Raw genomic sequence first — 26,605 nt, 5'->3', positions numbered from 1 at the left:
CGTCCAACTTTCGGGTCAATCTAGAACAGTCTGCTCTCGCCAAGCCGCTTCGCAATCGAGTTGGCCGACAAGAGGAAGATAAAGCTAACGACCGTTTTGAACATGCCGGCTGCGGTAGCCAAGGAATAGTTGCCCATGTTCATGCCGTATTTCAACACAAATATATCAAGGTTCTCGGAATAGTCCACGGTCATGCCGTTGCCCAGCAAATATTGCGGCTCAAATCCCGATTCCAAAATATTTCCAAGATTCATGATCAACAGGATAACGATAACCGACTTCAAGCCCGGTAAAGTAATATGCAGAATCCGCTGGAATCGGTTCGCCCCGTCAATCTCGGCAGCTTCGTATTGGGAAGGATCAATGGTTGTAATGGCCGCCAAATAGATAATGGTGTTCCAGCCGACGTTTTTCCAAACTTCCGATGCGCCAAGGATGCCCCAGAAGTAATTCCCTTTGCCCAGCCATAAGATAGGATGATCAATCAGATGCATTTTCGTTAACAAGATATTAACGATGCCTTCAGGCGCAAGCGCCGAAGAAATAATATTGGCCGCAACGACCCAGGAAATAAAATGCGGTAAGTAGCTGATCGTCTGTACGACCCGCTTAAACATAACTTGGCGAAGCTCGTTTAATAAAATCGCCAATACAATGGCGGTAACAAAACCTAATACGAGATTGATGGAGCTCATGACAATCGTATTTCTTAACACGCGATAGAAGGAGTCATCGCTGAACAGGAAGCGGAAATTTTTCCAGCCTACCCATTCCTGATCGAACAAATCCTTTGCCGGTCTGAACTTTTGAAAGGAAATGGTCCAGCCCCAGAGCGGTACGTACTTAAACAGGAACAGCCATAATACAAATGGCATCGACATAAATACGAGCACTTTTTGCTGCATTAATTTTTTGAAAAACAGTTGAAGCCGTGATTCGCTTGCTTTGGGACTCCTGACAACAGACGGTGTAACTTCTTGTATGTTCTCCACTTGCTCTTCCCCTCTCTAGCATCCTGCATGAATCCAATAGATCGGAAGGCCGGAATCAGCTTTCCGGCCTTCCGTCTACTTTATTTGATTACCACTTGCCCGCGATACGGTCTTGAACCACTTTCGTTACGAAGGTTTCGTAGCCTTTCACGTCAAGCTTGCCCATTTGGCCCACATAGTCGTTCCAGATCGAGTCGAATTCGCTTGGCTTGGCAAGAACGAGCTTCGGAACGTATTTCTTTTGCAGGTCGCTGGCTTTTTGCTGGAAGATCTGCTCAGGCGTGCCTTGGCCTTTGTTGATACTCCATGCCGGGTACCAAGCACGCTCGTCAGGCTTCGAGAAATATTCGGAGAAGGTCTTCGCTCCGTAGGCGTCCAGCAGCGCTTTGTCGCCGTCCGTATAACCCGCGTAAGCGACTTCAGGCTGGTTGCTTACGGCATACGAGTTGCCGTCCGCCAGCACGGAGTTGTTGCCGTAACGCGGCCAGCTGTATTCGAAGTACTGCCATCCGATGGAGCGTTTCTTCTCAGGGTCATTGCGGTCAGCGATTTGCTGCGCGTCCATCACGTAACGGCCGTTAGCGTCCACGGTGTAGTTCTGATCTTTAACGCCCCATTGAACGAGAACTTGGTTCTCTTCCTTAAGCAGGTTGTCGAAGTACTTAATGATGCGGACCGGATCTTTTGCTTTTACCGAGATGCCGATACCGCGGTTGTTAACGAAGCTAGGCGGATCCACGTATTGGTCTTTCGTATTCTCGTCGAATACGATTGGCAGCGGAGCGTAACGCTTCTCGTCGATGCCGGCTTTCATCAGGTTGTTTGTCGCGTCGCCAACCTGCCATGCGTAGTTGAAGTAGCCAAGCACGCGGCCGGAAGTCAGCTTAGCCAGGAATTGGTCTTTGTTCGCCGTAAAGGTCTCCGGATCGAACAAGCCTTCCGCGTTTACTTCGTTCAGCTTTTGCAGCCATTTTTTCTCGATGTCCGTAGCAGCGTAAGTTTTAGCCTCATGCGTGTTCATGTCGACGATAACGTCGCCGTCATTCGGGTAACCCGCAAGATGCATCGAAGGGTTGGTGATCGAGAAGAAGCTGTCGGCAGGGCCTGCAAGGGATGCAAAACCAATCGTGTCCTTGCCGTCTACTTGCGGATGCTTCTCTTGGTATTGCTTGATCAGATCGAAGTATTGGTCAAGCGTCTTGATCTTCGGATATCCCGCTTCCTTCAGAACGGAGCGTTGGATCCAGAATGCGCCTTGGCTGATCCCCGGATCGCCGATGTAACCTTGGTTCGCGCCAAACGGCAGGAAGTACATTTTGCCGTCTGCTTGTCTGAATTTATCGAAATAAGGACCGTATACGCGTTTGATGTTTGGACCGTATTTCTCGATCAGATCATCAAGAGGAATAAATGCGCCGGCGTCGAGCAGCTTGTCGATTTCGCCTTCCGGAACGATAACGTCCGGATAGTCGCCGCTTGCGATCATAACGCCGGATTTCGTTTGCGGGTCGCCAACGAGGAATTCCATTTTCCAATCTACGCCGGTCTGGTTTTGCAGCTCTTTGCCGATAACGGTGTCGCTCGCAAGAGTGTCCTTCTGGCTGGTGAAGCTGTAGTACGAGAAAGTGACGGGCGTTTTGTCATCTGCTCCGGGAGAAGCGGAGTTGGAAGCTGCGTTGCCGTTATCGTTATTGCCGCCGCAAGCGGTTGCCGTAACAGCTAACATGGCAGCAGCCAGGCTGACAGTTAAAAGCTTTTTGTTAACCATTTCTGTTTAGACCCCTTTCGTCATTTCAACGTGTTTGTTGTAAGCACTTTCATCATAAAACGAATCCGAAAGCTTGATTACCCCTCAAACTTTAGTTCGTACTTTGAAAAGCATAGTTCAACCTTTTTTGTCGTTTATTGCCCATTCATGTCAAGAGGAAGACGCAGCTCAACGGTTGTTCCATGAGCTTCTTCGCTGACAATGTCGAATTCAAAGGAGTCTTTATAGCAGAGCTTCAGCCGGGTATAGACGTTTTTCATGCCGACATTGTCACCGATGGAATCATCCAGTCGCAGGTAACTAAGCAGCTCCGACAGCTTGGCTTCGGACATGCCAATCCCGTTATCGGACAGCCTGAATATCAGCTTGTTTCCGGCAATTCCGATATGAATCTGAATAAGGCCGATTCCCGGCGAGCTTTCAATGCCGTGTATGCTGGCGTTCTCGACAAACGGCAGGAAGGTCATCTTCGGAATCATCTGGTCGTAAACGGTATCTTCGACGGTAATCTGGTATTGCAGTTTATCTCCAAACCTGTATTTTTGAATTTCAAGGAAGCATTCCGTCAGCTCAATCTCTTCCCGGATCGACACCCAGCTGCGTTTCCAGGAAATCGACTTCCGAAAAATCTTTGCCATATAGTGAATGGTCTTCGCAGTCTCGGTCTCCCCCTTCATCAGGCTTCGCATCCGAATCGTCTCGAGCGAATTAAACAGGAAGTGCGGATTGATCTGGCTGTGAAGGGCATGAAGCTGTGCCTGCCGCTGGCGGATCTCCAGATCCTTCTTCTGAATATCGGCCTGGTAGACATCGGTAATGAGGTTGTCGATCCGCTCGGTCATCCGGTTGAATTCGCCGGTCAATTGGCCGATCTCATCGCGCGCATCGTCAAGCGGGATCGTCTCGAAATGCTGATTTTTCACCTTTTTCATATGCTTTACAATCTTGACGAGACGTTTGTTTATGGATCTGGAGAGGGCCGCGATAATCAAAGAAGGCAGCACAAAGTTAATAAGCGCCAAATAGATGACAAAGGAACCGGATTTCCGCACGTCATGCAGAAACCTCCCTTCGTTAATGACGCCATGCAGGGACCAGTCGTTCAAATAATTGTTGTTCGTATACACCTTGTCAAAGGAGAGAGAGTTTTTCGGCATCGGAAGCGCTTCGCTCTTCTGAGCCTTCGAGTGCCAGTCTACGCTGGAATCGTTGGAATAGAGGACGTCACCTTCCGGGTTCAAGAAGTAAATGCTGCCCTCAAAGCCGGATAACGCAAACAACTGCTTGACCGTTGCCATATTCAGATCAATCTTGATCAGATTGTTATAGCCGTTGCCTTTAACATAGTTCAGTCTTTGAACAAGGCTAAACGTGTCTCCATCCTGTATAAACAACGGATAAGAAACATTCGTCTTCATAAAATCCCGGTACCAGTCGGCTTCCTTCTCCGTTTCGCTAAGGGGCATAATAGGTCCGGAGGACAACACGGTTGGATTATCGGTATAAATAACGGTAGCGCTGGTTGTTTTGTAAGCCTGCTCGGATTTGTTGAAGACGCTTCGGATATTGTTAAAAGCTTCAACGTATTCGATTTGAGAATCGTACTTTTTGTCCAGCAGCTGATACAGCATCGGATCGATATAATAGAGGTAGGAAATACCCGCGGCTTCATCGATGACGGCACGAAGCTCGCCCTGAAGCTTCTCCAGGGCGATGTCGGCGTCATGCGATTTTTGGTTTTTAATATTGTTGGTAGTCACGTTATAGAACACGATATTGGTCAATACGATCGGGATAAATACGCAAAAGACGTACATCAACAAAAGCTTGTCCCGCAATTTAAGATGATTCCAATGAAATCTGCCCATCAAATCTCCACCCGTTTATTTTTTGCCCAGCAGCTTGTTGCGGTAGTCGGTCGGGGTCACTTTCTCCAGCTTCTCAAATTGGGTCACAAAATAATCGGCATTCTGAAAGCCCACTTTCTCCGCAATCTCGTACATTCGGAAATCGGTCTGGCGGAGCAGCTTTTTGGCTTCTCCGATCCGGATCTGCAGGAGAAAATCATTGAAATAGGTCCCATAGGTTTTGCGGAACAGCTGACCCAAATAAACGGAGTTCATATAAAATTTGCCCGCAATGCTCTTAAGGCTAATATTCTCGGTATAGTTCGCCTCGATGTATTTCTTGATGCGTTCAATCCCGCCCTTGGACTGCTCGTTCCGAAGCTCGGCCAAATAAGCGGCAGCCTCGCGGAGAAAATCCGTGAAGAGTCCCTTCAAGTCCTTCAGACGGCTATGGCTGCCCTGCCAGTCCATAATGAGCGGGAACTTGCTAAGTCCCTTCTCGTCTCCTTCCATCTTCCGAATAATATTAATAATCCCGATCACAAACCGGGTAATCGTATTGGCAACCGCATTGGGAGCAAACCGCTTCTCGACGAATTGGCGGAATAACAGCTCGATATCCTGCTCATACAACTCCGCGTTATTCTCCTCCAGTCTCTCGAGCAGTCTGCCGTACAGCTCCGAATCAACGTCGAAATAATACAGCGGGGTCCCCTGTACCTGATTCGCGTAAATAACGGAGCTGCCTTGCTCGGCGTATTTATAGGACATGGCTTCATTCGCCGAACGGTAGGAAGCGTACATTTCTTGCAGCCTTTCCACGGTCTTGCCGATATACAAGGTAGCCGGCCTGCCCGAAGTCTTCGTAACGGCTGCATGCAAGCTGTTATATGCGGAATCAAGACGTGTTTCCGGCGATAAAAACGACCTCTGGTCAATAAGCAGACCAAATAAACCGTTCGCCTGCTCATAGACCGGAATTTTGCTGCTTGGAGTAGCGCTCACCGATTGCGCGACGGCGGCCAGCTCCTTGGCCTGCCATTCGGTCCCATTGGATTGCGCGCTGGCATGAAGCTCAACCAGCACATAATCGAAGCTTGAGAACTCCGGCATTTGCAGCGCCGCGCATAAAGCCGCGTTATCGGCCTCCGAGAACTGGCCTTGAACCAGCGTTTCCACAATAGAGTCCGTGACCAGGCTGTCGCTTGCGATCGTGGCCAGCTTTTTTAATCCCAACGTTCCGGAAAGCGCCTTCAACGTTGTCTCCAGTTCATCCTCATCGATAGGCTTTAATATATAGTCATGAACTCCGTAACGGAGAGCGCGCTGCGCATATTGGAAATCGTGATACCCGCTGACGATAATAAAGGTTGGGCTATATGCGCCTTCCTCGGTAACCTTTTGAATCAGCCCCAGTCCGTCCAGCACCGGCATCCGGATATCCGCGATAACAAGATCGGGCTTAATCAGCTGTATTTTCTCTAAAGCTTCCTGTCCGTTACCCGCTTCGTCGCAGATCTCATAGCCAAGCGATTCCCAGTCTATTAAATTTTTTAATCCTTTGCGCACAAAAATCTCATCATCCACCAATAACACTTTGTACATAGGCAAGGCCCCCTGACAGCTGAATCTTTAAACCGATACTTAATGACATTAATAATTATAAAAGCAATCCAATGATAAAACATCCTGCTCTGATTACCTGTTTTTCTCCTATTATTAGGACTTTTGAACAGTTAACTTTTTTTCTGTAAGCGATTTCAAATTATGGTTTATTACGTCCCGTCAAGCTTATAAAGAAAATTATAAAGCGGTTGTACGGTGTCCAATACCAAGAAACTATAGAACTTTCTTTGCGAATTAAAGAGAATCGAATTGGTTTAAAAAGAAAACAGCCAGCTATGAAGGCTGAATTTCAGCCGTTCATAACTAGCTGTTTAATGAGAATGCCTTTAACCCTCGTTCTTCGTTACGAGTTCGACCAGCGTGCGAACCATTACGCCGGTTGCTCCTTTTGGCTCCAGCCCGCGGCTCTTATCGAGGAATGCCGTACCGGCAATGTCCAGATGAACCCAAGGAAGATCCTCCGCGAAAGCCCCGATAAACAAACCGCCTGTCGTTGCGCCGGCATACCGTCCGCCGCTGTTCTTCAGATCGGCTGCATCGCTTCGCAGCTGTCTCTTATACTCCGGATAAGCCGGAAGCTGCCAGATACGTTCGCCGCTGCGCCCTGCAGCTTCGAATACCTGCTGCATCAGCGGTTCGTTATTGGTAATGGCGCCTGTCGCTTCCGTGCCTAACGCGACCATCACCGCTCCGGTTAACGTTGCTACGTCAACCAGCTGCGTTGCGCCTCTGCGGATCGCCGTTGTCAGGCCGTCTCCAAGAACAAGACGTCCTTCCGCATCGGTATTGACGATTTCAACCGTTAAGCCATTCATCATTTTAATGACATCGCCCGGTTTAAAGGCTTGGGCAGACGGCATATTTTCCGCTGTCGGTATAACCGCAATAACGTTTACGTCCGGCTTAAGCTCGCCAATAACGCGCATGGCGCCAAGCACCGCTGCCGCGCCGCCCATATCGGAGATCATTTCCTCCATGCCCGGCCCTTTCTTGAGCGAAATGCCGCCGGTATCAAAGGTGATTCCCTTGCCGATTAATCCCCATGCTTCTTCCTTGTCGGGAGCGCCTTTATAATGAATAACAATCATTCTTGGCGCATGGACGCTGCCCTGGCCTACCGCCAGCAAACCGCCCATTCCCTGCTCGATCGCTGCCCACTCATCCAGCACTTCGATATCCAGATCCCATTCGCGGGCAAGCTCTTCCGCATGAGCGGCAAGCGATTCCGGAACCAGCTGATTACCCGGAAGATTAGTCAAATCGCGCGCAACCTTCACGCCTTCCGCGTACAGCTGGCCGACCATCATGCCCTCATTCCACGTTTCCGCCATATCCGCCGGTACCGCCGCACCCGCAGCGGGAACAAAGGATACATGGGAAAGCGCATACCGCTGCTTGGCTTGACGCAGTTCCGGAAGGCGGTCGTGCACCGCAAGCGTCAGCCCTTCAACCAAAGCCTGCGCGGCTTGCTGCACAGTGTAGTCTGCAGACGTCATAATCGCCTCAGGCAGGCGGATTTGCGCGGTTTGCGCTTTGATTTTCTTTAGGGCATTCGCGGCTGCTGCAGCCGCAAGACGAAGGCCGTGTACGCCGGTCTTATCGTCATAGCCCGCAAAAATAACATGGGAAGCCGAATGAAGCCCAAGCGTCGACAACGTCTCGGTTTGTTCCGGCTCCGCCTTAAATAATCCTTTGGCATACAGTCCGCGAACCGCCTCGTCGATTTGCGGCTGCACCCACTCCGCCATGCTGCCGGCCTTAAGCTCGGCACTGCTAATCAGTCTCACGATCGCATCCGCAGAACCTGCCGTTGCCGCCGGTTCATATGTAAAATGTGTACGCATTAAATAATTCCTCTCTCTCAATGACAAAATCGGGGACCGCATCCTAATAAGCGATCTATCCCCGATTCTAATCGTTTATTCAGCTAATGGCAAATAGATAACAAACGAAGTACCGCTGCCCTCGGTACTGTCCACCCGGATGGAGCCTCCATGATTCCGGATTATCCGGTAGCTGACGGACAAGCCAAGACCGGTTCCCGCTTCCTTCGTCGTAAAGAAGGGATCGAACAAGCGGGCAAGCGTCGCTTTGTCCATGCCTTTGCCGTTGTCTTTCAACGTAATCTCCGCAAATTGACCATCGGATCTCACCACAAGATCAATCCGGCCTCTGCGTGCTTCCTGCAATGATTCAATGGCATCAATAGAATTCTTGACGATATTCAGAATGACCTGCTTGATCTGCTTCACATCGATGGAGACCATCAAATCATCTTCATTCTCATAGGTTTCCAATTGGATGTCGCAGTTGCGCATCAACGCTTCGCTTTCCGTAAGCAGAATCACTTCCTGCACAAGCCGGTTGATCGATACCGACTTCTTCATTGGCGCGGAAGGCTTGGATGAATTCAGGAATTCGAAAATAATATCATTCGCCCGGTCGATCTCCGTAAGAATAATCCGGGCGTATTCTTCCTTCCCAAGCTGCATGAGATAGGGCCGCAACAATTGAATAAACCCGCGAATGGACGTGAGCGGGTTACGGATCTCATGAGCAATCGCAGCCGCAATCCGGCCCAGCATCGCCAGCTTGTCATTTTGCAGGGCAGTCTGCTCGATTTGCTTATACTCGGAAACATCCTTTACGCTGATCAAAAAGTCGCCGTTCATCTGATCACCGTAAGTAAAGGACACAAGCAAATGCTTGCCGTCCTTGTCCTGGAACTCGTAGTACACATTCCGCTTCAGAATCATTTCCTTATGTAAGCGAAGGATAACGCGTTTGGTAGAACGCTTCAGCAGCGGATGCAGCAGAATCTCCCGCAAATTGCAGCCGACTAATGTTTTACGTGGAATATCCAGAAGCTTAGCCATCCGGACGTTGATAAATGACAAAATCCCGTCGCTGTCAAATAACGCAATGCCGCTGTCCATATGCTGGAGGACATTCTCATACTTATGTTTAACCATCTCGAAGGAGCGGTTGGAAAGAAAAAGCCTCTCGCGCATATCCGAAAACTTCTGTTCGACCGTCTCGGCCGGTACTTCATTCATTCTGTGGGCAACCATCACTTCTATAAGAAACATGAACGATTGATTATAAAGCTTTAACGCTTCTTCGGATTCCACATTGGCGGCCAAATATTGGATACTTTCCTCGTGAACAGCAATAATCTCCTCAGGGTTGAACCCCTTAATGTCTTTACCGAGTTCTGATGCTTTGTAGAGGGACTGCTCCTCGCCGCCACGAATATATTCGGCAAGCGCCGGGAAATAGCGCTTTCTAATGGAATGCATCATCAACCCTCCCCGGCCACAACGATTTACAACATTTAACAACCTTACATATCTCTATTATCATAGGATTTATTGCCAATAGCTGTCAATCGGAGACTTTGTCGAAAAATGGGCCTGTTTTCCAGCGAAAAACCGACTTTTTTCCCGTGCCCAACGTCCTATGATTCGAGTTTTTATTTATCCCGATCGTTGTGGTCCTCCCGGTCCTTGTCTTTCTTATTGTCATTGTGGTTATTCTTTCGGTCATTTCCCTGGTCATCGTCATTATCGTTATTCTCGTTATCATCGTTTTGCCAAGTCCACTTCTCCAGCTTACTCGAGCCGTTCACCGCATTATTGTTTTTTTTATCGTCATTTTTGTCGTCATCGCCATCTTTACCCGAATTGTTTCCATGGTTAGACCAATTCCCGTTCTGCCATTTCTCCTTATCCGGGCCAGATGGCTTGTTTGGAGATACCGGCTTCGCGGGACGGGAAGGTTTATTCGAGTTGTTTTCTTTGGACCAGGACGGTTTTTCGGCATGAGACGGTCTCGTCGGATGCTTCAGCGGAGCCTCGGTTGGCTTAATAGGCGCCGTCTTATTGATGGTTGCGCCCACGCCTTGCGAGGATTGGGATTTATCCGCAGCCGGTGTAGCCGTTGCTTGCGATTTGTTTTGCTTTTCCTTGACGGCAAGCTCTTTCAGCTTCTCTTTGCTGGCGCCCTTTTCCACGATTTTCTTCACGCCGCCCGCTGCCTTTGTCGCTTCGGCAAGGGATTGTGCCTTGATTTGCTCAAGCTCAATATTGTAGCCTTCATCCTTGGCTATGAGATAAACGGCCATCTTACCCGAAGAAATGCCATTCTGGGATGCTTCCTCGCGTACTTCCGTAGGAACGGAGAGCACCGTTACGTTAGGCTCCTTAGCCGCGTCGATCTGCTTAATCGTCTCTTGAACCTTCTGATCGACAGCGTCGGTCACCGTCTTTTCCAGCTCTTTTCCGGGTTTTTTATCCTCCAGCATGTAGCTTGTAATAACGATATCCTTATCCGGTTTATCCAAATAATGCTCTGCCGCAACCGTACTCATAATGGAGGCGGCAACCTCTTCGATAGACTTGCCCTTATAGCTGATTTTGCTTACGATCGCTTGTCCGTCACGATTAAGTCCGCTAAGCTCCTGCACGCGCTGCTGTTTGTCCACGCCCAGCTCAATGCTTGGATTTATGTCAAGGCTCACATATGCAACGACGGGATGAGCTTCTGCCGTAGTCAAATAGAAGAAGGGGATAAAAAAGAGCAGGATGGCTGCCGCTGCCCCGGAATACCAGTATACTCCCTTAGGGTTACGTCTTGGCATGGCGCCCGTCTCCGCCGGAATCGCTGCTTCCTCCCCGACTCTCATATGGGCTTGACGCGGGATTGAAATGAATTGGCCATCCGCCGTCATGACGACTGCCTTCTTGTTTTCTATGGAGAGAACAATCCCTCGTTTCATAATCCCGCCTCCTTCCCTGGCATTGGTACTGAAATGTTTAAGTAATCGGATAAATACGGATATGTACCGTTTAAAATAAGCGAAATGGCAATAATATATTTTCGGTTGCGTTCTACCGTTTTCCTAGATACGCCGCATAGCTCCGTCAGCTCTTTGACCGGAAGCTTGCCCGTTACATACAGCTGGGCAAACAGCTCCCGCTGACTCGCAAGCGTCTGCGCGATACCCTGCAGAAGCAGGCGGGAATCGGCATGCTTCGGCGAGCTGTCGGCAAGTTCCATGAAAGAAATCTGGAACTGCTGCAGTTCCTTCGAATATTCCTCTATTTCAAGCCGCCGGTCATCACCGTCTTGCTTCAGCTGATAAGCATGCATAGCCATTTTGGTATCAATCGGGTTGTAAGTCTGTTCCTCTTCATCCTGCTGATCAAAGGCCGTATACGGCACCGTCTTGAGATGACGCTGCTCTTTGCGCACATAGTCAATAAGCCTGCGGCGCATGACCGTCTCTGCAAAGCTAAGGAAAGACCTGCCCGACTCCGGGGAAAACTGCGTGATCGCTTCATTAAATGCCGTTAAGGCTACGCTAAACTCATCATCGCGCGTGGGGTCGACGAACCGCTTGCAGAATCCGCTCGTCACCTTCGCTACATACGGCTTGTAATCGGAAATAAACTTTTCCCTCAATTGGTCATCGCCGTCATGAATTCGTTTAATAATCTGTTCGGGAGCTAATCTTTCGTCATTAGCAGCTTCAGCGGCTGATTTCCGCAAAAACCGTTTAAACATGAAGAGTATCCTCCTCTCTATATAAGTTTCGATACCATGCTTTTGTTTTCAGGGGGTTCTGTCTTAGCAAATGTTAGAAATATGAGAATAAATATGAGAAATCTATGGTAAAGCCGTCATTATGCTTAGAAAAAAAAGCCCCCGACTCGGAGGCTTAACTTTGGTCGTGCAAAAAAGTTAAACAGAAGTTCGTCGCTGCCGTAGTTTATTTCGTCTTCCGCTTAACATCCCAAGACGAGTCTTAAGCTCGTTTTCCCATGCCTCGTCGCCAATCTGCTTCGCAAAGGTGAGCAGATCAAGCGAAATGTCGATTTGACTCAATACAACCTCCATGGGATCCTCATTCTCGTGATTAACGCAATTCTCATAAAGCGCTTTGCCTTCCTGCTCCACGTAATCCTGGAAGTCAACCTCGGCTGCTCCGTCCCCATGGGCATACTCAGCCAATATTTCATATTCATTCTCAATCAAATAATGTATCTCTACGCGATGGCATACAGGACAGAAAAGAATCGGTACATTATGAATGTGAGTTCGCATATGCTTCAATGTGCCTTTCGTTCCGATCATACTCGCTCCACAACAAAAGCTCATCGGGCGACAACCTCCTAAAAGAATTTCGCGGTTTCGGCGACAATTCTGCTTCGTAAGGATCAGCTAAGAATTTTCGCGGTTTCGGCGACAATTCTTATTTCGTAGGGATTAACTTAACCAGCGCATGCTTACTTCTCAAACTTATTCGCTTCTTCCTGCCGAAATTCCTGCTTTACAAGCATAATCCGGCTTCTTTCTACATGCAAACCAGGATTTACCTCCGGGCGGCCAAAAAACAAAAAAAGCCCGTACCACAATGTGGTACGGGCTTTTTCCAGCTTAGAAGAACTTATTTCGCAACCAGATGTTGTTGACCTGGTTTCCAGTTCATTGGGCACAGACCGCCGGATTGCAGAGCTTGCAATACGCGGAGCGTTTCGTCAACGCTGCGGCCTACGTCGTTATGGTTAACGACTTGGTATTTTACTTCGCCTTCAGGATCGATGATGTACAGGCCGCGCAATGCAACGCCTTCTTCTTCGATCAGGACGCCGTAGTCACGAGCAACGCTCTTAGTGATATCGGCAGCCAGCGGGAAGTTCAACTCGCCAAGGCCATTGTCGTTAACTGGAGTGTTGATCCATGCACGGTGGCTGTGCTTGCTGTCAACGGAAACGCCAAGAACTTCTGTATTCAGAGCTTTGAATTGCTCGAAAGCAAGGCTCAAAGCTGTAATTTCAGTTGGGCATACAAATGTGAAGTCGAGTGGGTAGAAGAACAATACCAGCCATTTACCTTTGTAATCAGCAAGGGATGCTGTTCCGAAATCTTTACCGTCACCTGTTGCCGTATCCATTTTGAAATCTGGAGCCGGACGGCCAACCAAACGCTCTGCCATAATACAATTCCTCCTTAACCTATCCAACAATTTTTATAGTTAATGTCACTATTAAGCCGTGACTTACTTATAGAATAGTAACACTAGCCTAGAATAAAGTCAATATTGGAATTAATATTTATTTATAATAATTATAAATAAGCAGTTGCTTATTTTTTCATTGCAGCAACGATCAGATCGCCCATTGCTGTTGTACCGATTGCGGAGCTCTTGTCCACGGCAATGTCGCCCGTACGGTGACCGGCGTCAAGAACGTTTTTAACCGCGTCTTCAATAACTTGAGCCGCTTCATGGTAGCCAAATGTCAGGCGGAACATAAGCGCAACGGAAAGAATCGTAGCAATCGGGTTCGAGATGCCTTGACCGGCAATGTCAGGAGCGGAGCCGTGTACCGGCTCGTACAGGCCAAAGCTGCCTTCGCCAAGGGAAGCGGAGGAGAGCATGCCGATCGAACCTGTCAGCATAGCAGCTTCGTCGCTCAAGATGTCGCCGAACATGTTTTCCGTTACGATAACGTCGAAGCTGGACGGACGGCGGAGCAATTGCATCGCGCAGTTGTCTACGAGAACATGCTCGAGTTCAACTTCCGGATATTCGGGAGCAATCCGGTTAACCACTTCGCGCCACAGGCGGGAAGTTTCGAGAACGTTTGCTTTGTCTACGGAAGCCAGACGCTTGCTGCGCGTCATAGCGATGTCGAAGGCTTGGCGAACGATACGCTCAACTTCTTGCACGTTGTATACGCAAGTATCCACGGCTTCTTCGCCGTTTGCGCCTTCGCGGCGGAATTTCTCGCCGAAGTAGATGCCGCCAGTCAGCTCGCGGACTACGATCAGGTCAGTGCCTTCGAGAACTTCAGGCTTCAGCGTCGATGCTTCTTTCAGACAGTCGAATACGTTAGCTGGACGGATGTTCGAGAACAAGCCCAGTGCCTTACGGATGCCGAGCAGACCTGTTTCCGGACGAAGCTCTTTCGGGTTGTTGTCCCATTTCGGACCGCCAACAGCGCCGAGCAATACAGCGTCAGCCTTTTTGCAAATATCAAGCGTTTCTTGCGGCAGCGGCGTGCCTTTCTCGTCGATTGCGATACCGCCGAACAGACCATGCTCGAATTCGAATTGGTAACCGAACAGCTCCTCGGTTTTTTTCATAACTTTAAGCGCCTCGCCAACTACCTCTGGGCCGATACCGTCGCCGGCGATGACAGCGATTTTTTTTACTTCTGACATAATTAAACACTCCTCGTATTCGCTCTATTAAGCTATTCTCATACTGTTATCATTTGTACCACATTTCTAGCATGAAAATCCAAGATATAAAATCTATCATCTTTATAGGTGCTGCTTATAAAGGCAGTTAACCTGCTTTAACCTTCAATAAGCTTGAGATGAAAATGGCGGGTTCGAGGCCCGCAAACTCGCAGAAATAAATGCCCTGCCACGTGCCAAGCACCAGCTTGCCGCCGTTAATGATAACCGTCTGGCTTGTCCCGGTCGTCAGCGCCTTCAGATGGGAGGCCGTATTCCCTTCCGCATGGCGGTATTTCGGGTGCTCCCAGGGATATACCTCGTTCAGCCTCATCAGGATATCATGCTTCACATCCGGATCGGCATTCTCCTGAATCGTAATCCCGGCCGTCGTATGCGGACAATACACAATAGCAAGTCCATTCTGGATACCTTCGCGGGCAACAATAGAGGCCACCTTGCGCGTAATGTCGATCATTTCGTCTCTTCTTGATGTTTGCAGCGTCTCGGTAATCATTTATTCCGCTCCTTTCATCGCAAAAGCCAAACGGAGAAAGTCTGAATAGACCTTTTCGGTTTGGCTTTTGTCGGTACTATGGCTTCTTAGATCAAGCTCATCTTGTCGCGGCGTCCCGGGGACTTGCGCTTCTCGATAAGACGGTTAAGAGCGTCGATATAAGCGCGTGCGCTTGCTTCAAGGATGTCCGTGCTGAGACCGCGGCCTTGGGCAGAAATATCGTCCTGCTTCAGCACCACATGCACCTCGCCTTGCGCATCCTTGCCTTGCGATACGGACTTGATGGAGTAATCCTCAAGCTCAACCGCTTCAGCCGTTACTTTATCAATCGCGTTGTAGATCGCGTCTACGGAGCCGTTGCCGATAGCCACTTCTTCGCGAGTCTCGCTCTCCGCTGTACGGATGCGAACCGAAGCGCTAGGCGTCGATTGGTTGCCGTAGCTGACTTGAATCGCTTCAAGCGTATAAACCTCCGGCGTATCGACCAGCTTCTCTTCCAAGAAAGCACGAATATCTTCATCCGTAACATGCTTCTTGCGGTCAGCCAAATCCTTGAACTTCGCGAAAGCAACGTTAACTGCTTCTTCGTCCAGCTCGTAGCCGAGGTCGATCAGCTTCTCACGGAACGCATGGCGTCCGGAATGCTTGCCAAGAACAAGCTTCGAATCGCGAAGACCGATCGTTTCCGGGGAAATAATCTCGTAAGTCGTTTTCTCCTTCAGCATGCCGTCCTGGTGAATGCCGGACTCGTGAGCAAACGCGTTAGCGCCAACAATCGCTTTGTTGCCAGGGATGACCATACCGGTCAGCTTGCTGACAAGGCGGCTTGTTCTCGCGATTTCCTGCAGGTTCAGACCCGTTTTTGCGCCAAAATAATCGAAACGCGTCTCGAGCGCCAGAGCCACTTCCTCAAGCGCCGTGTTACCCGCACGTTCGCCGATACCGTTGATCGTACCTTCGATCTGGTCGGCGCCGTTCAGGATAGCCGCAAGAGCGTTAGCCGTTGCCATGCCGAGATCGTCATGACAGTGAGCGCTGAGCTGGATTTTTTCGATGTTTGGCACATTTTCCTTCACCGTCTTGAAGATATTGCCGTATTCAAGCGGATTCAAATAACCAACCGTATCCGGAAGATTCACGACGGAAGCTCCCGCGCGAATCGCCATATCCGTCATTTGGCACACGAAATCCAATTCGGTACGTCCTGCATCCTCAAGCGAGAATTCGATTTTGCTGAAATACTTCTTCGCGTAAGTGATCGCACGTTCAGCCGTTTCCAGCACCTGCTCCTTCTCCATCCGAAGCTTATGCTTGCGGTGGATTGGGCTTGTTGCAAGGAAAACGTGAATGGATGGATCCTGCGCGCCTTTCAGCGCTTCACGTACCGCGTCGATATCCTGTTCGCGGGAGCGTGACAAGCCAATAATCGTAGCATTCTTAACTGCGCTCGCAACCGCGTTTACCGCCGCGAGGTCTCCAGGGGAAGCCGCAGGGAAGCCTGCTTCAATCCGGTCAACGCCAAGCTTCTCAAGCTGAAGCGCGATCTCAACCTTTTCCTTCGTGTTCAGGTTAACACCGGGAGATTGCTCTCCATCGCGAAGCGTCGTGTCAAAAATATAAATTTTTCGCATTTGTGCCTTACACCTCCGGGAACAGAATCATCCCGGCCGCACAGAGCGCGTGACAGGCAGGTTGACCCTAACCTACGCGCACTCCGGCGAACCGGGATAATTTATCTGCGGGTTATGATTTTATTACTTCTTGATCCAGTGCATCAGTTCGCGCAGCTGTTTACCAGTTTGCTCGATTGGATGAGCAGCCTCGTTGCGGCGAGTAGCTGTCAGCATAGCACGGTTCGATTGGTTTTCAAGGATGAAATCGCGTGCGAAGCGGCCGGATTGGATGTCTTCCAGAACGCGTTTCATTTCTTTTTTCGTTTCTTCGGTAACGATACGAGGACCAGTTACATAGTCGCCGTATTCAGCCGTGTTGGAGATCGAGTCGCGCATTGTAGCCAGACCGCCTTCATACATCAGGTCAACGATCAGCTTCAGCTCGTGCAAGCACTCGAAGTAAGCCATTTCCGGAGCGTAGCCAGCTTCAACCAGAGTTTCGAAGCCTGCTTTAACGAGTGCGGAAGCGCCGCCGCACAATACGGCTTGCTCACCGAACAAGTCTGTTTCTGTTTCTTCTTTGAAGGAAGTTTCGATAACGCCTGCACGGGTACAGCCGATACCTTTTGCGTAAGCAAGACCAATTGCTTTCGCGTTGCCGGAAGCATCTTGGTGGATTGCGATCAGACCAGGAACGCCGAAGCCCTCTTGGTATGTACGGCGAACCATATGACCAGGGGATTTAGGAGCTACCAGGAATACGTCTGTATCTTTGCTTGGCACGATTTGGCCGTAGTGAATGTTGAAGCCGTGGGAGAACATCAGAGCCGCGCCTTTTTTCAGGTTTGGTTCGATTTCTTCCGCGTATACTTTCGCTTGGGTTTCGTCAGGGAGCAAAATTTGAACAACGTCAGCAACTTTAGTCGCTTCAGCTACAGTCAATACTTCGAAACCGTCTTTTGCTGCAACGTCTGCGGATTTACCCGGACGAAGGCCGATAACGACTTTCAGGCCGCTGTCGCGAAGGTTTTGCGCTTGCGCGTGGCCTTGGCTGCCGTAACCGATAACTGCGATTGTCTTACCTTGAAGTACGCCTTGATCCGCGTCTTTTTCATAATACAATGTAACTGCCATTTTAATGATTGCCTCCTTTAATTTAACCCTTTTGAACGGGTGTTTAAGCAGAGAATGGACCCTATAAATTCTCCCCTTAAACCCCCGTTCAAAACGGGACATTGCTAATTTTTTTGTAAAACCTGCTATTAACGCACGTTACCGCGGTTAAGCGCTGTTACGCCAGTACGGGAAAGCTCGCGGATGCCATAAGGCTTCAGCAGCTCTACCATGGCATCGATTTTTTCGGTATCGCCAATAACTTGTACGATAAGCGAATGAGTGCCGATATCCACTACCGCCGCGCGGAAAGTGTCTACTACGCCCAGAATTTCGGGACGGGCCGAAGGCTCCGCGCTTACTTTGATAAGCGCAAGTTCGCGGGAAACCATCGGATTGGAGCTCAAATCGATAACTTTGATGACATCAATCAGCTTGTACAGCTGTTTTGTGATTTGCTCGAGCGTATGGTCATCGCCTGTTGTGACGATAACCATACGGGACAAGCCCTGCTCTTCGCTTGCGCCTACGGTAATGCTCTCAATATTGAAGCCGCGGCGTCCGAACAAGCCGGATACGCGCTGCAGAACGCCGGGCTGATCGTTGACAATGACTGCGATCGTGTGCTTTTTCATTCTGCATCCCCCATGATCATCTGATCGATCGTGCTACCCTGCGCTACCATCGGGTATACATTCTCGTCTCTGCGAACAACAAACTCGACAACTGCAGGGCCCGGATGACGAAGCGCCTCTTCCCATACAGCTTTCGCCTCTTCCTTGTTCGAAGCGCGGAAGCCTTTCACGCCGTAAGCTTCTGCCAGCTTAACGAAGTCAGGGCTGCCTGCCAGATCGATATGGCTGAAACGGTTCTCGTGGATCAGCTCCTGCCATTGACGAACCATGCCCAGTACCTGGTTGTTCAGGATAACAACCTTAACCGGAATGTTGTTGATGGCACAAATCGCAAGCTCTTGCGCGCACATTTGCATGCCGCCGTCACCGTTGATCGATACAACGGTACGATCCGGATTCGCCATTTGGGCGCCAATCGCGGACGGGAAGCCGAAGCCCATTGTGCCTAGACCGCCGGAGGTTACCCAAGAGCGTGGTTTGTTGAATTTATAGTATTGCGCAGCCCACATCTGATGCTGGCCTACGTCCGTTGTTACGATAGCGTCGCCGCCCGTTGTTTCGTGGATCAGCTCGACAACCCATTGCGGCTTCAGTTCAACATCCGAATCCTTGTAGCTGAACGGATATTGCGCTTTCGATTCTTGAATCTGCTGGCGCCAAGCATCTGCCTTGTCCGCCCGTTTCGCAAGCTGGTTAACCTGCTGCAGAACCGTTTTTACGTCGCCTACGATTGGAATATCGGTCGGAACGTTCTTGCCGATCTCCGCCGGATCGATATCGATGTGAACGATTTTCGCGAGTGGCGCGAAGCCCGCGAGCTTGCCCGTTACGCGGTCATCGAAGCGAGCCCCGATATTAATGAGGAGATCCGCAGCTTGAATCGATTTGTTCGCCGTGTACGTACCATGCATACCCGGCATGCCGAGCCACAGATCATTGCCGCTTGGGAAGCCCCCGAGACCAAGCAAAGTTGTCGTGATCGGAATATCGGTTTTCGTTACGAACTCCAGCAGCTCTTCATGCGCTCCGGAGTACACTACGCCGCCGCCGGCAAGGATGAGCGGACGCTCGGACGCTTCGATCGCTTTGATCAATTTGTCGACTTGCAGCTTGTTAGGCGAGATCGTTGGGTTGTAACCGCGGATGTTCACTTCCGTTACCGGTTTGAACAACGTTTTTGCCGCCGATACATCCTTCGGAATATCGATCAGTACCGGACCTTTACGGCCAGTGTTCGCGATATGGAAGGCTTCATGGATGATGCGCGGAAGATCCTCAACGTCGCGGACCATGTAGCTGTGCTTCGTGATTGGCATTGTAATGCCCGTAATGTCCGCTTCTTGGAATGCGTCCGTGCCGATCAGGGACGAAATAACATTACCCGTAATGACAACGAGCGGTACAGAGTCCATATAGGCTGTCGCAATCCCCGTTACGAGGTTGGTTGCGCCCGGACCGGATGTTGCGATACATACGCCGACATTGCCGCTTGCGCGCGCATAACCGTCCGCTGCGTGAATCGCGCCTTGTTCATGTCTTGTGAGAACGTGGTTGAAATCGGAGAACCCGTGCATCGCATCGTAAATGTACAATACGGCGCCGCCCGGATAACCAAACACGCAATCGACGCCTTCCAGCACCAAACTGCGGAGTAATATTTCAGAACCGGAAATTACTTCAGGCTTTCTCATCCGTTCCATAACTTCTTCTTTTGACTTCAGCGTTGCACTTTGCGTGACCATTAGTCATCCTCCTCTCGAAAACAACAAAAAAACCTTTCGTTCCTCCAGCTTCATATAGCGAAGCCTGAGGGACGAAAGGTTATATCTTCCGTGGTACCACCCAAATTCGTTATACATCTTGCGATGTACAACCTCCATAGGTAATGAACGTGTGCGCACAAAACGCCCATACCTTTGACACAATAACGCGTGTCTTGCGATTTCCCCTAATAGCCAACATTGACAGTGTTGCTTTTCAGGAAAACAGCTCCGAGGTGAGCTCGTAGAAAAGGGGTTTTGGCGATGGTTGCAGCTGATCCATCCGCTCTCTGAGCAAAAGAGCCCTTAACACTTCGTCCTCATCATTGCCGATAACATATGCTTGGATAAGATTTTCTTTATTATATGCCTTGCACATCTGTTCGTCAAGCTAATGTGCCTAACAATTTGAAAAATTGTGTGAGGCATATTTCGCCAGCCGATCATACAATAACATAGCCCATTTTCGGCAATTTCATTCGGTCAGGAAGGGATCGCTGATGATACGAGCACGTAATCCCAAAACAGACGATAAAGAAATATTCCGTCTCATACAAGCTGAGCTTATTCCGATGTCGCATACGGCGCATCATCTGGATGCCCAGACGATACGGGATCTTCCCGTACGCTTCCGCCGGGGTGTCACCTATGTAGCCTCAGAAGGAAAAACAAGTAAGCCTTACGGCTTTATCCGCTTCGAAATCACGGGGGAAATTCTGTATTTGGATATGCTTGTTGTCCATCCGGATCACCGTAACCGGCAATGGGGCCGTAAGCTGCTGCTGGCCGCCGAAGCCTACGGCTTAACCCAAAACTGCAGAGCATCCAGACTTTTCGTGGACGACATTAATGCCAGGGCCAAAAATCTGTACACCCGCCTTGGCTATCAGGCCATCCAGTATCATCCGGAGCTCCGCTGCTATGAGATGATTAAGCCGCTTGCTTCCTCATCTTATCCTTACTATTAAAAGAATCCGCCGCCACCGTACGGGCCGCCGCCGTAGCCGCTGCCATAACCGCCGCCGTAGCCACCGCCGTATCCGCCGCCATAGCCACCGCCATAGCCGCCACCGTATCCGCCGCCGTAGCCACCGCCACCGCATCCACCGCAGCCAGCGTTGCCGCATCCGCAACCGCCGCCGCCGCCCCAGAATCCAAGCGTACCGATCGCCAGCAGATCAAACAATACAAGCGGCAAAATCGCTTTCGTCCGAACGACTTTCCCCTTTTCTTTTTTCAGAGGTGCTAATACGAGCTTGTTGTGCCGCAGTTCCACAAGCTTGCCCGTAACGACAGATCCGTCTTTGCTAACCGCATAAATGGGTTTGCCGACCAGCTTCTTTACTTGTGCTTTAGAAACTTTGCTCACTTTGCTCATGAGTATCCCTCCCTTCCGTTATTCTACAGATTATTCAGGCAGCATCGCTTCTGCCTGTTTATTTGTCCTTGCTTTAGCGGATTCAAGCACAAATCTATTTCATCTATAATTCGGGAATAGATATCATCCAGGGATGAAGAACACTCCGATTACGGCACTCGTGCACGTGCCGTGATTGGGGTGTTCTATTTTCCGGGAAGGAAGGTTGCGATAGAGAGGAGACAAGCTTCATCAGACAGCGGGCAGCAACAAAATAAAGCGGTGCAGGATATCCCCTGCACCGCCTCTTCTATTAAATATAGAACAGCAGCTTCGACTCGGCCGGCTCCAGCTCAACCGTATGCTCGGAGGTGCCCGGCTTTAGGCTGTACGATTCCCCGCTCCACAAATCGCGGACCGTCAAGCCCTTGGCGCCGTCGATGCCGACGCGGGATAAATCGATTGCTTTCGACTTCCCGTTCTCCCCGTCGAAGTTGAAGACGGCCACCCATGTACCATCATCGCCGGCGAGGGAATACAGATCCTCGCCGCCCATGCCGCTTCGGCCTTCGGCCGGACGGAAGGACTCGCCGCGTCTTGCCAGCGCCATGACTTCCCGGTTGGTCATCCAGGCTTTAGCGCGTTCCGCCGCTTCCTCCATCCGGTAATCGTCGCCAAGGAGCAGCGAAGTACCTGAGATAACGCCGGAATTCAGGCGGCTGCGCCCTTCATGCTCCGTCGTCGCCCGCTGATTGTCGCTCTTGAACAGAACGATATGGTCCGGATCGTTAAAGCGGTACAGATTGTCGCTGATCCACCAGCCGTACGTCAGCGCGTTAAGCATATATTCCGTGTCTCCGATCATGCCGAAGGCATCGCAGGATACGCGTCTGCTATGCGCGTAACCGTGCGGGAACAGCGGAGCGATCGACAAATTGATCAGGAAAGGACGGCCAAGCTTCTCCGGACTTAACGCTTCGGCGATAGCCGCCATGCCGTAATTATACGCCTGGATGCCCGTGCGAATGGAAGGATCGTGATGGACGCCTTCCATTGTGCCATGCGCCAGGAAGTCCATTTTCAAATACTCGAAGCCGGCAGCCGTAACCTGATCAAGCTTGCGCATAATGCGCGCAATCGCTTCAGGATGCGAAGGATCGATCGGGAAGGCCCCGTCCAGCTTCGGCAGCGGATTGCCGGACTCGTCCTTCAGCAAAATTTCCCGGTACAGAACCGTACCGTTCGTGCCTTCCACCGGCGTATCCGGGTTGCTGCCCCAGAACGCAAACGGTGTGTAGTACGTTCCCGGCTTTTGTCCGTTCGCCTTCACGCGGCGTACCGCATCCTCAAGCTCGCCTTCCTTCAAATTGTCGGAGAAGGCGTCGAAGTTGACGTACAGGCTGCCCTCCTGATCGGCGAACCCGTTTCGCTGCAGCTCTTTCGCAAAGAAGTCGGAAGTATGCGTATACACGTCGTAGTCCAGCTTCGTCATAACGGCCGACCAGCTGTTCCAGCCCATCGGAACGCCGCCGTTCCAGGAAAGAGCAGGCTGAATGACCGCATTGGCTTTGCCGTAAGCCTCCATGCCTTCGCGGTAATCGTCGTAAGCACCTACAAGAATCGTCGGCGATACAATGGAGGTGCCGCGGAGCGAACCGTGCGGAACCGTGTCGCGAGTCTGCAGATCCGATACGCCGGAAATTACCCGCAGGCGGCCAATGGCTTCGGTGAAGGTGCCTTCCACGTCAATAGCCGTTTTCCATGTATCATGGGTAACCGAACCGATCACGAAGCCGCGGCGCGATTCCGCGCGGTAGACTGCCGTTACTTCATAGCTGCGGACGCTGGACGGATTGGCGTGGGAACCAAAACGTACCCATTTGTCATTATCAAACGGAATAAACAGCGAGCGGATTTCTTCCTTCGAGCCGTCGCCGAAATCAAGCACGCCGTTGTCATTCAAGTACGAGGCTAGAGGCGTCAACTCATTGGTTTCCCATTCCTGCAAGTCTGCCGCCTCAAGCTCAATCAAGGCGTAAGGCAGACCTTGATACAAGCGGATGTGCTGCTTCAGCGAAGGCTTGCCCGGCTCCGTATGCTCAAAGCTGAAGCGAATCCCTTTGCCAAAGCCGTCCTCAACCTCTTGAACCAAGCTTTCCTGAACCGCATGCCCACCGTACCAGGAAGAACGGACAACGGCGCTGCCAACGCGCGCTTCCGCGTAAAAACCCGTCATCGTATGCCCGCTCTTCCAGGCAAGCGCAAGCGTGCCGTCTTCCGTATTTGCCGTTACCTTCAGCAGCCCGTTATCCGCCGCAAACGTTCCCGCAGCCTGCTCCAGCTTGAATTGCCCCATCTCCGTCGTCATCATTTCTTCGCTCCCAGTCGTCCATAGATTTCATAGCCTGATGATGGAAGGAAAAAGGCCAGCACGGCTGGCCTTCTCCTTCTACTGCTTATTTAAATAGATCATCCTAATTAGTTCCAAAGTTGTTTGCGGGCATCGTAATTCGATGTGTAGACGGCTTCCACTTTTTCGTCGCCAGCAGCTTTCATATCCGACAGCATTTTGTCAAAAATCGAGCTTGCTTCGTCTGCCGTAGGCGCCATAATCGCTTTCGTGATCGCCTGCTTCGTAATATCGCTGATTTTTTGCTCGGACAGAGCTTCCGGCGTGCCGCCTTGCGGGCTTATGCCGTCATAAATCGCGGTATCGAATACGCTGTCCGACAGGTTTTTGATTGCCATTTGGTCGATCGGCGAACGCTCATAACGGCCTGGAAGGTCATAAGGCGTACCGTCTTTGCCAGGACCGTTCTTGATGAACCAAGTCCATTTGCGGATACCCGTTTCTTTCGTATAAGCAGCCCAGTCGTCTTTGAATGCTTGCAGGGTTTCCGGACGCGGCACATGCTTGCCGTCCTTCATATCCCAGTGCGTGCCTTCAATCCCCCACATGAGCAGGTATTGGCCTTCTTCGCTTGCGAGGAAGTTAATGAACTGCATCGTGCGTTCCGGATTTTTATTCTTCTTCGTGATCGCAATCGCATCCCAGCCAAGCGAGCTGCGGCCTCCGTAAGTCGTTTTCGCAGGATCTACGCCGTCTGCAACCACTTTGTACGCGAACAGCTGCGATTCATCGCCCTTATCCTTTTTGAGGATGGTGTTGGAGTTGCCAAGATCCCAATAAGCGCCTGTCGAGGAGAAAATGGTGCCCGTAGCGATCTTTTGCTCCCACACCTGGCGTTTGTTGATTGCCCATTCCTTATCCATCAAGCCGGAACGGTACAGATCATTCATGTACAGAATCATATCCTTGTACTTCGGATCCTTCACGTCGTATTGCAGCTTGCCGTCATGCTCGTAATAAGGCATCAGGCCAAACATCCCTTTGAACGTGCCCAGCGTTCCGCCCCAATTCTCGCCGTCCATCGTCAGAGCGATGGTATCCTTGCCGTCCATTTGCGGATATTTCGCTTTGAAGTCGGTCAGAAGCTGCTTGAATTCGCTTTGCGTAAACGGCACGCCACCATCCGCTTTATCCGGGGCAAGCTCCTTCACGATGTCTTTGCGCATGTTGAAGCCGAATACCGGCTCATGCTCAAGACCGTACCAGTTGGACAGGTAGTAGTTCTTGCCGTCTTTGTAACGCGTCTTGTTCAGAACGTCGCCGTACATTTCTTTGACATCCGGACCGTATTTCTCGATAAGATCGTCGAGCGGGATAATCGAGCCCGCTTCCGTATATTTCGCTACCAGGTCGCTGGAGCGGTCGAACATGATCATGTCGGGCAAATCGTCGCTCGCCAGCATCAGGTTCAGCTTTTCCGTCGGGTTGCCCGTCGGCTGTTGAATTTCGATCGTTACGCCGGTACGCTTTGTAATCTCTTTGGCAATGGCGTTATCAAACTTGTCGCCTGTATTTTTATCAAAGAAGGTAATCGTAATTGGGTCCGTGCTTGGATCCTTTGTCGCGCTGTCATTGGTGCCGGTATTCGCCGATCCCGTGTTCGAGTTGCTGCTTGGTTTATCCGATGAATTCGAAGAACAAGCGGAAATCAAGGAAACCGACATAACGGCCGTAAGCAAAGACAGCATCCATTTTTTCGAGTTCATACTGTAATCCCCCTATGATTGATCTTGGACTTATAATAGCATTGGCAAGCTGCCAGGGCATCCCCGGCCGGAACGCACCCCCTCATCCTTAATCTGGCCTTGCTAAGCCGGGCGGATTAGCTTTTAACCGCGCCCAGCGTCATACCTTTAACGAAATATTTTTGCAGGAACGGATACACCATAATAATAGGAAGCGTTGCAACCATGGTCGCCGCCATCCGGATTGTATCCGGGGATACTTGCATGCGTTTCGCCGAATTCGCCATCGCCTGCGCATCGCCAACCATGGAACCGGTCTGGTACTGGTTAAGGATTTTGACAAGCACGGCCTGCAGCGTTTTCAAATCCGGGTTGTACGTAAATACATACGAGTCAAACCAGGAATTCCAGTGGCTGATCGCCGTGAACAGGCCAATCGTTGCGAGTACCGGCGTTGTCAGCGGCAAAATGATGCGGAAGAAAATCTGGAGATAATTCGCTCCGTCCATCTTGGCCGACTCGTCCAGCTCCTGCGGCAGCCCTTGCATAAACGTCCGGACGATGATCATATAGAACACGTTCATTAAGCCCGGCACGATAAACACCATAAAGTTGTCGATCAGATGATAACTTTTGAGTACCATGTAGTACGGAATAAGTCCGCCGCCAAAATACATCGTAAAGACGAAGTATAACGTCCAGAATCGGTTGGCAACAAGCTCCTTCTTGCTGAGCGCAAACGCCAGCATGCTGATCGTGAGAACCGCAAGCGGCGTTCCGATGACGGTCCTGAGCAAGGTAACCCGAATGGCCGTCCAGATCTCGCTGTCGCCAAGGATCTGCTCATAACTTTTGAGACTGAACTCTCTCGGCCACAGATACAAATGTCCTCTTAGAGTATCCTCCGCACTGTTTAACGAAATAATGAAAATGTTCCAGAAAGGATAGAAGGTTATCACAAATATCGCAACGATAAAGGCGTAAACGGCAGCCATAAACAGAAAATCTTTTTTGTCTTTCACCATAGCGTGTTCTCCT

20 protein-coding genes and 1 pseudogene are annotated in these 26,605 nt (G+C 50.5%); 1 reads left to right on the top strand and 20 read right to left on the bottom strand.

Translation table 11 applies throughout. The features are described 5' to 3' along the window. Positions 1 to 20: 20 nt before the first annotated feature. The 16 genes and pseudogenes from ACR9FF_RS06930 to ilvB form a co-directional block, all read right to left on the bottom strand. Complete coding sequence (locus ACR9FF_RS06930; RefSeq protein ID WP_236013399.1) at positions 21 to 923, bottom strand: ABC transporter permease; 903 nt, start codon at positions 921 to 923, stop codon at positions 21 to 23. A gap of 157 nt (positions 924 to 1,080) precedes the next feature. After that, positions 1,081 to 2,760, bottom strand: a complete 1,680-nt coding sequence (locus ACR9FF_RS06925) for an ABC transporter substrate-binding protein (protein WP_435169910.1) — start codon at positions 2,758 to 2,760, stop codon at positions 1,081 to 1,083. Positions 2,761 to 2,894: 134 nt separating this feature from the next. After that, positions 2,895 to 4,628 carry a sensor histidine kinase gene (locus ACR9FF_RS06920; RefSeq protein WP_435169908.1) on the bottom strand — a complete coding sequence of 578 codons (1,734 nt, stop codon included), beginning with the start codon at positions 4,626 to 4,628 and terminating at the stop codon, positions 2,895 to 2,897. 15 nt (positions 4,629 to 4,643) lie between these two features. After that, positions 4,644 to 6,212, bottom strand: coding sequence for a response regulator transcription factor (locus ACR9FF_RS06915; RefSeq protein WP_435169906.1), 1,569 nt, complete (start codon positions 6,210 to 6,212; stop codon positions 4,644 to 4,646). A gap of 347 nt (positions 6,213 to 6,559) precedes the next feature. Further along, positions 6,560 to 8,077, bottom strand: coding sequence for a leucyl aminopeptidase (locus tag ACR9FF_RS06910; protein ID WP_435169904.1), 1,518 nt, complete (start codon positions 8,075 to 8,077; stop codon positions 6,560 to 6,562). Between the two features lie 75 nt (positions 8,078 to 8,152). Then, on the bottom strand, positions 8,153 to 9,532 hold the full coding sequence (locus tag ACR9FF_RS06905) for an ATP-binding protein (RefSeq protein ID WP_201006357.1): 1,380 nt from the start codon (positions 9,530 to 9,532) through the stop codon (positions 8,153 to 8,155). 173 nt (positions 9,533 to 9,705) lie between these two features. Beyond that, positions 9,706 to 11,010 (bottom strand): anti-sigma factor domain-containing protein, encoded by a 1,305-nt coding sequence (locus ACR9FF_RS06900; protein WP_435169901.1) that lies wholly within the window; start codon positions 11,008 to 11,010, stop codon positions 9,706 to 9,708. Next, on the bottom strand, positions 11,007 to 11,798 hold the full coding sequence (sigI, locus tag ACR9FF_RS06895; protein WP_201006345.1) for an RNA polymerase sigma factor SigI: 792 nt from the start codon (positions 11,796 to 11,798) through the stop codon (positions 11,007 to 11,009). The genes ACR9FF_RS06900 and sigI overlap by 4 nt, the downstream gene beginning before the upstream one ends. A 177-nt stretch (positions 11,799 to 11,975) precedes the next feature. Then, positions 11,976 to 12,392, bottom strand: coding sequence for a hypothetical protein (locus ACR9FF_RS06890; protein WP_116393950.1), 417 nt, complete (start codon positions 12,390 to 12,392; stop codon positions 11,976 to 11,978). Positions 12,393 to 12,681: 289 nt separating this feature from the next. Continuing rightward, positions 12,682 to 13,230: a peroxiredoxin gene (locus ACR9FF_RS06885; RefSeq protein WP_116393951.1), complete on the bottom strand. Its 549-nt coding sequence runs from the start codon at positions 13,228 to 13,230 to the stop codon at positions 12,682 to 12,684. A gap of 149 nt (positions 13,231 to 13,379) precedes the next feature. Next, a complete protein-coding gene (leuB, locus tag ACR9FF_RS06880) occupies positions 13,380 to 14,459 on the bottom strand; it encodes a 3-isopropylmalate dehydrogenase (RefSeq protein WP_116393952.1) in 1,080 nt (359 codons plus the stop codon). 137 nt (positions 14,460 to 14,596) lie between these two features. Then, a pseudogene (locus tag ACR9FF_RS06875) lies at positions 14,597 to 14,994 on the bottom strand (secondary thiamine-phosphate synthase enzyme YjbQ). 86 nt (positions 14,995 to 15,080) lie between these two features. Next, a complete protein-coding gene (locus ACR9FF_RS06870; protein ID WP_116393954.1) occupies positions 15,081 to 16,625 on the bottom strand; it encodes a 2-isopropylmalate synthase in 1,545 nt (514 codons plus the stop codon). Between the two features lie 123 nt (positions 16,626 to 16,748). Beyond that, positions 16,749 to 17,741: a ketol-acid reductoisomerase gene (ilvC, locus tag ACR9FF_RS06865; protein WP_015842927.1), complete on the bottom strand. Its 993-nt coding sequence runs from the start codon at positions 17,739 to 17,741 to the stop codon at positions 16,749 to 16,751. Positions 17,742 to 17,869: 128 nt separating this feature from the next. After that, positions 17,870 to 18,355 (bottom strand): acetolactate synthase small subunit, encoded by a 486-nt coding sequence (gene ilvN, locus ACR9FF_RS06860; protein ID WP_015842926.1) that lies wholly within the window; start codon positions 18,353 to 18,355, stop codon positions 17,870 to 17,872. Continuing rightward, positions 18,352 to 20,097, bottom strand: coding sequence for a biosynthetic-type acetolactate synthase large subunit (gene ilvB / locus ACR9FF_RS06855; protein ID WP_127490820.1), 1,746 nt, complete (start codon positions 20,095 to 20,097; stop codon positions 18,352 to 18,354). The genes ilvN and ilvB overlap by 4 nt, the downstream gene beginning before the upstream one ends. 518 nt (positions 20,098 to 20,615) lie before the next feature. Between ilvB and ACR9FF_RS06850 the strand changes: the two genes are divergently transcribed. Next, positions 20,616 to 21,083: a GNAT family N-acetyltransferase gene (locus ACR9FF_RS06850; RefSeq protein WP_435169895.1), complete on the top strand. Its 468-nt coding sequence runs from the start codon at positions 20,616 to 20,618 to the stop codon at positions 21,081 to 21,083. Here the strand turns inward: ACR9FF_RS06850 and ACR9FF_RS06845 are convergent. From ACR9FF_RS06845 to ACR9FF_RS06830, 4 genes are all read right to left on the bottom strand, one after another. Next, positions 21,080 to 21,493 carry a hypothetical protein gene (locus ACR9FF_RS06845; protein ID WP_435169893.1) on the bottom strand — a complete coding sequence of 138 codons (414 nt, stop codon included), beginning with the start codon at positions 21,491 to 21,493 and terminating at the stop codon, positions 21,080 to 21,082. The two genes, ACR9FF_RS06850 and ACR9FF_RS06845, sit on opposite strands and share 4 nt — an antisense overlap. 292 nt (positions 21,494 to 21,785) lie before the next feature. Beyond that, entirely contained in the window at positions 21,786 to 23,843 is a 2,058-nt protein-coding gene (locus ACR9FF_RS06840) for an alpha-galactosidase (RefSeq protein WP_435169891.1), read from the bottom strand. A 107-nt stretch (positions 23,844 to 23,950) separates the two neighbouring features. After that, a complete protein-coding gene (locus ACR9FF_RS06835) occupies positions 23,951 to 25,588 on the bottom strand; it encodes an ABC transporter substrate-binding protein (protein ID WP_435169889.1) in 1,638 nt (545 codons plus the stop codon). Positions 25,589 to 25,704: 116 nt separating this feature from the next. Next, positions 25,705 to 26,592: a carbohydrate ABC transporter permease gene (locus ACR9FF_RS06830; RefSeq protein ID WP_116393960.1), complete on the bottom strand. Its 888-nt coding sequence runs from the start codon at positions 26,590 to 26,592 to the stop codon at positions 25,705 to 25,707. Positions 26,593 to 26,605 lie beyond the last annotated feature (13 nt).

The sequence above is a fragment of the Paenibacillus glycanilyticus genome (assembly GCF_051200795.1).
Classification (GTDB): Bacteria; Bacillota; Bacilli; order Paenibacillales; family Paenibacillaceae; genus Pristimantibacillus; species Pristimantibacillus glycanilyticus.
Note: the sequence above shows the minus strand (reverse complement) of the source record. Positions and strands in the feature narration are given on the sequence as shown.

Bases quoted from the DNA above. Each gene is read 5' to 3' on its own strand.
- ACR9FF_RS06925 (WP_435169910.1), bottom strand. From the start codon at position 2,760: ATGGTTAACAAAAAGCTTTTAACTGTCAGCCTGGCTGCTGCCATGTTA.
- ACR9FF_RS06920 (WP_435169908.1), bottom strand. From the start codon at position 4,628: ATGGGCAGATTTCATTGGAATCATCTTAAATTGCGGGACAAGCTTTTG.
- ACR9FF_RS06915 (WP_435169906.1), bottom strand. From the start codon at position 6,212: ATGTACAAAGTGTTATTGGTGGATGATGAGATTTTTGTGCGCAAAGGA.
- ACR9FF_RS06910 (WP_435169904.1), bottom strand. From the start codon at position 8,077: ATGCGTACACATTTTACATATGAACCGGCGGCAACGGCAGGTTCTGCG.
- ACR9FF_RS06905 (WP_201006357.1), bottom strand. From the start codon at position 9,532: ATGCATTCCATTAGAAAGCGCTATTTCCCGGCGCTTGCCGAATATATT.
- ACR9FF_RS06900 (WP_435169901.1), bottom strand. From the start codon at position 11,010: ATGAAACGAGGGATTGTTCTCTCCATAGAAAACAAGAAGGCAGTCGTC.
- sigI (WP_201006345.1), bottom strand. From the start codon at position 11,798: ATGTTTAAACGGTTTTTGCGGAAATCAGCCGCTGAAGCTGCTAATGAC.
- ACR9FF_RS06890 (WP_116393950.1), bottom strand. From the start codon at position 12,392: ATGAGCTTTTGTTGTGGAGCGAGTATGATCGGAACGAAAGGCACATTG.
- ACR9FF_RS06885 (WP_116393951.1), bottom strand. From the start codon at position 13,230: ATGGCAGAGCGTTTGGTTGGCCGTCCGGCTCCAGATTTCAAAATGGAT.
- leuB (WP_116393952.1), bottom strand. From the start codon at position 14,459: ATGTCAGAAGTAAAAAAAATCGCTGTCATCGCCGGCGACGGTATCGGC.
- ACR9FF_RS06870 (WP_116393954.1), bottom strand. From the start codon at position 16,625: ATGCGAAAAATTTATATTTTTGACACGACGCTTCGCGATGGAGAGCAA.
- ilvC (WP_015842927.1), bottom strand. From the start codon at position 17,741: ATGGCAGTTACATTGTATTATGAAAAAGACGCGGATCAAGGCGTACTT.
- ilvN (WP_015842926.1), bottom strand. From the start codon at position 18,355: ATGAAAAAGCACACGATCGCAGTCATTGTCAACGATCAGCCCGGCGTT.
- ilvB (WP_127490820.1), bottom strand. From the start codon at position 20,097: ATGGTCACGCAAAGTGCAACGCTGAAGTCAAAAGAAGAAGTTATGGAA.
- ACR9FF_RS06850 (WP_435169895.1), top strand. From the start codon at position 20,616: ATGATACGAGCACGTAATCCCAAAACAGACGATAAAGAAATATTCCGT.
- ACR9FF_RS06845 (WP_435169893.1), bottom strand. From the start codon at position 21,493: ATGAGCAAAGTGAGCAAAGTTTCTAAAGCACAAGTAAAGAAGCTGGTC.
- ACR9FF_RS06840 (WP_435169891.1), bottom strand. From the start codon at position 23,843: ATGATGACGACGGAGATGGGGCAATTCAAGCTGGAGCAGGCTGCGGGA.
- ACR9FF_RS06835 (WP_435169889.1), bottom strand. From the start codon at position 25,588: ATGAACTCGAAAAAATGGATGCTGTCTTTGCTTACGGCCGTTATGTCG.
- ACR9FF_RS06830 (WP_116393960.1), bottom strand. From the start codon at position 26,592: ATGGTGAAAGACAAAAAAGATTTTCTGTTTATGGCTGCCGTTTACGCC.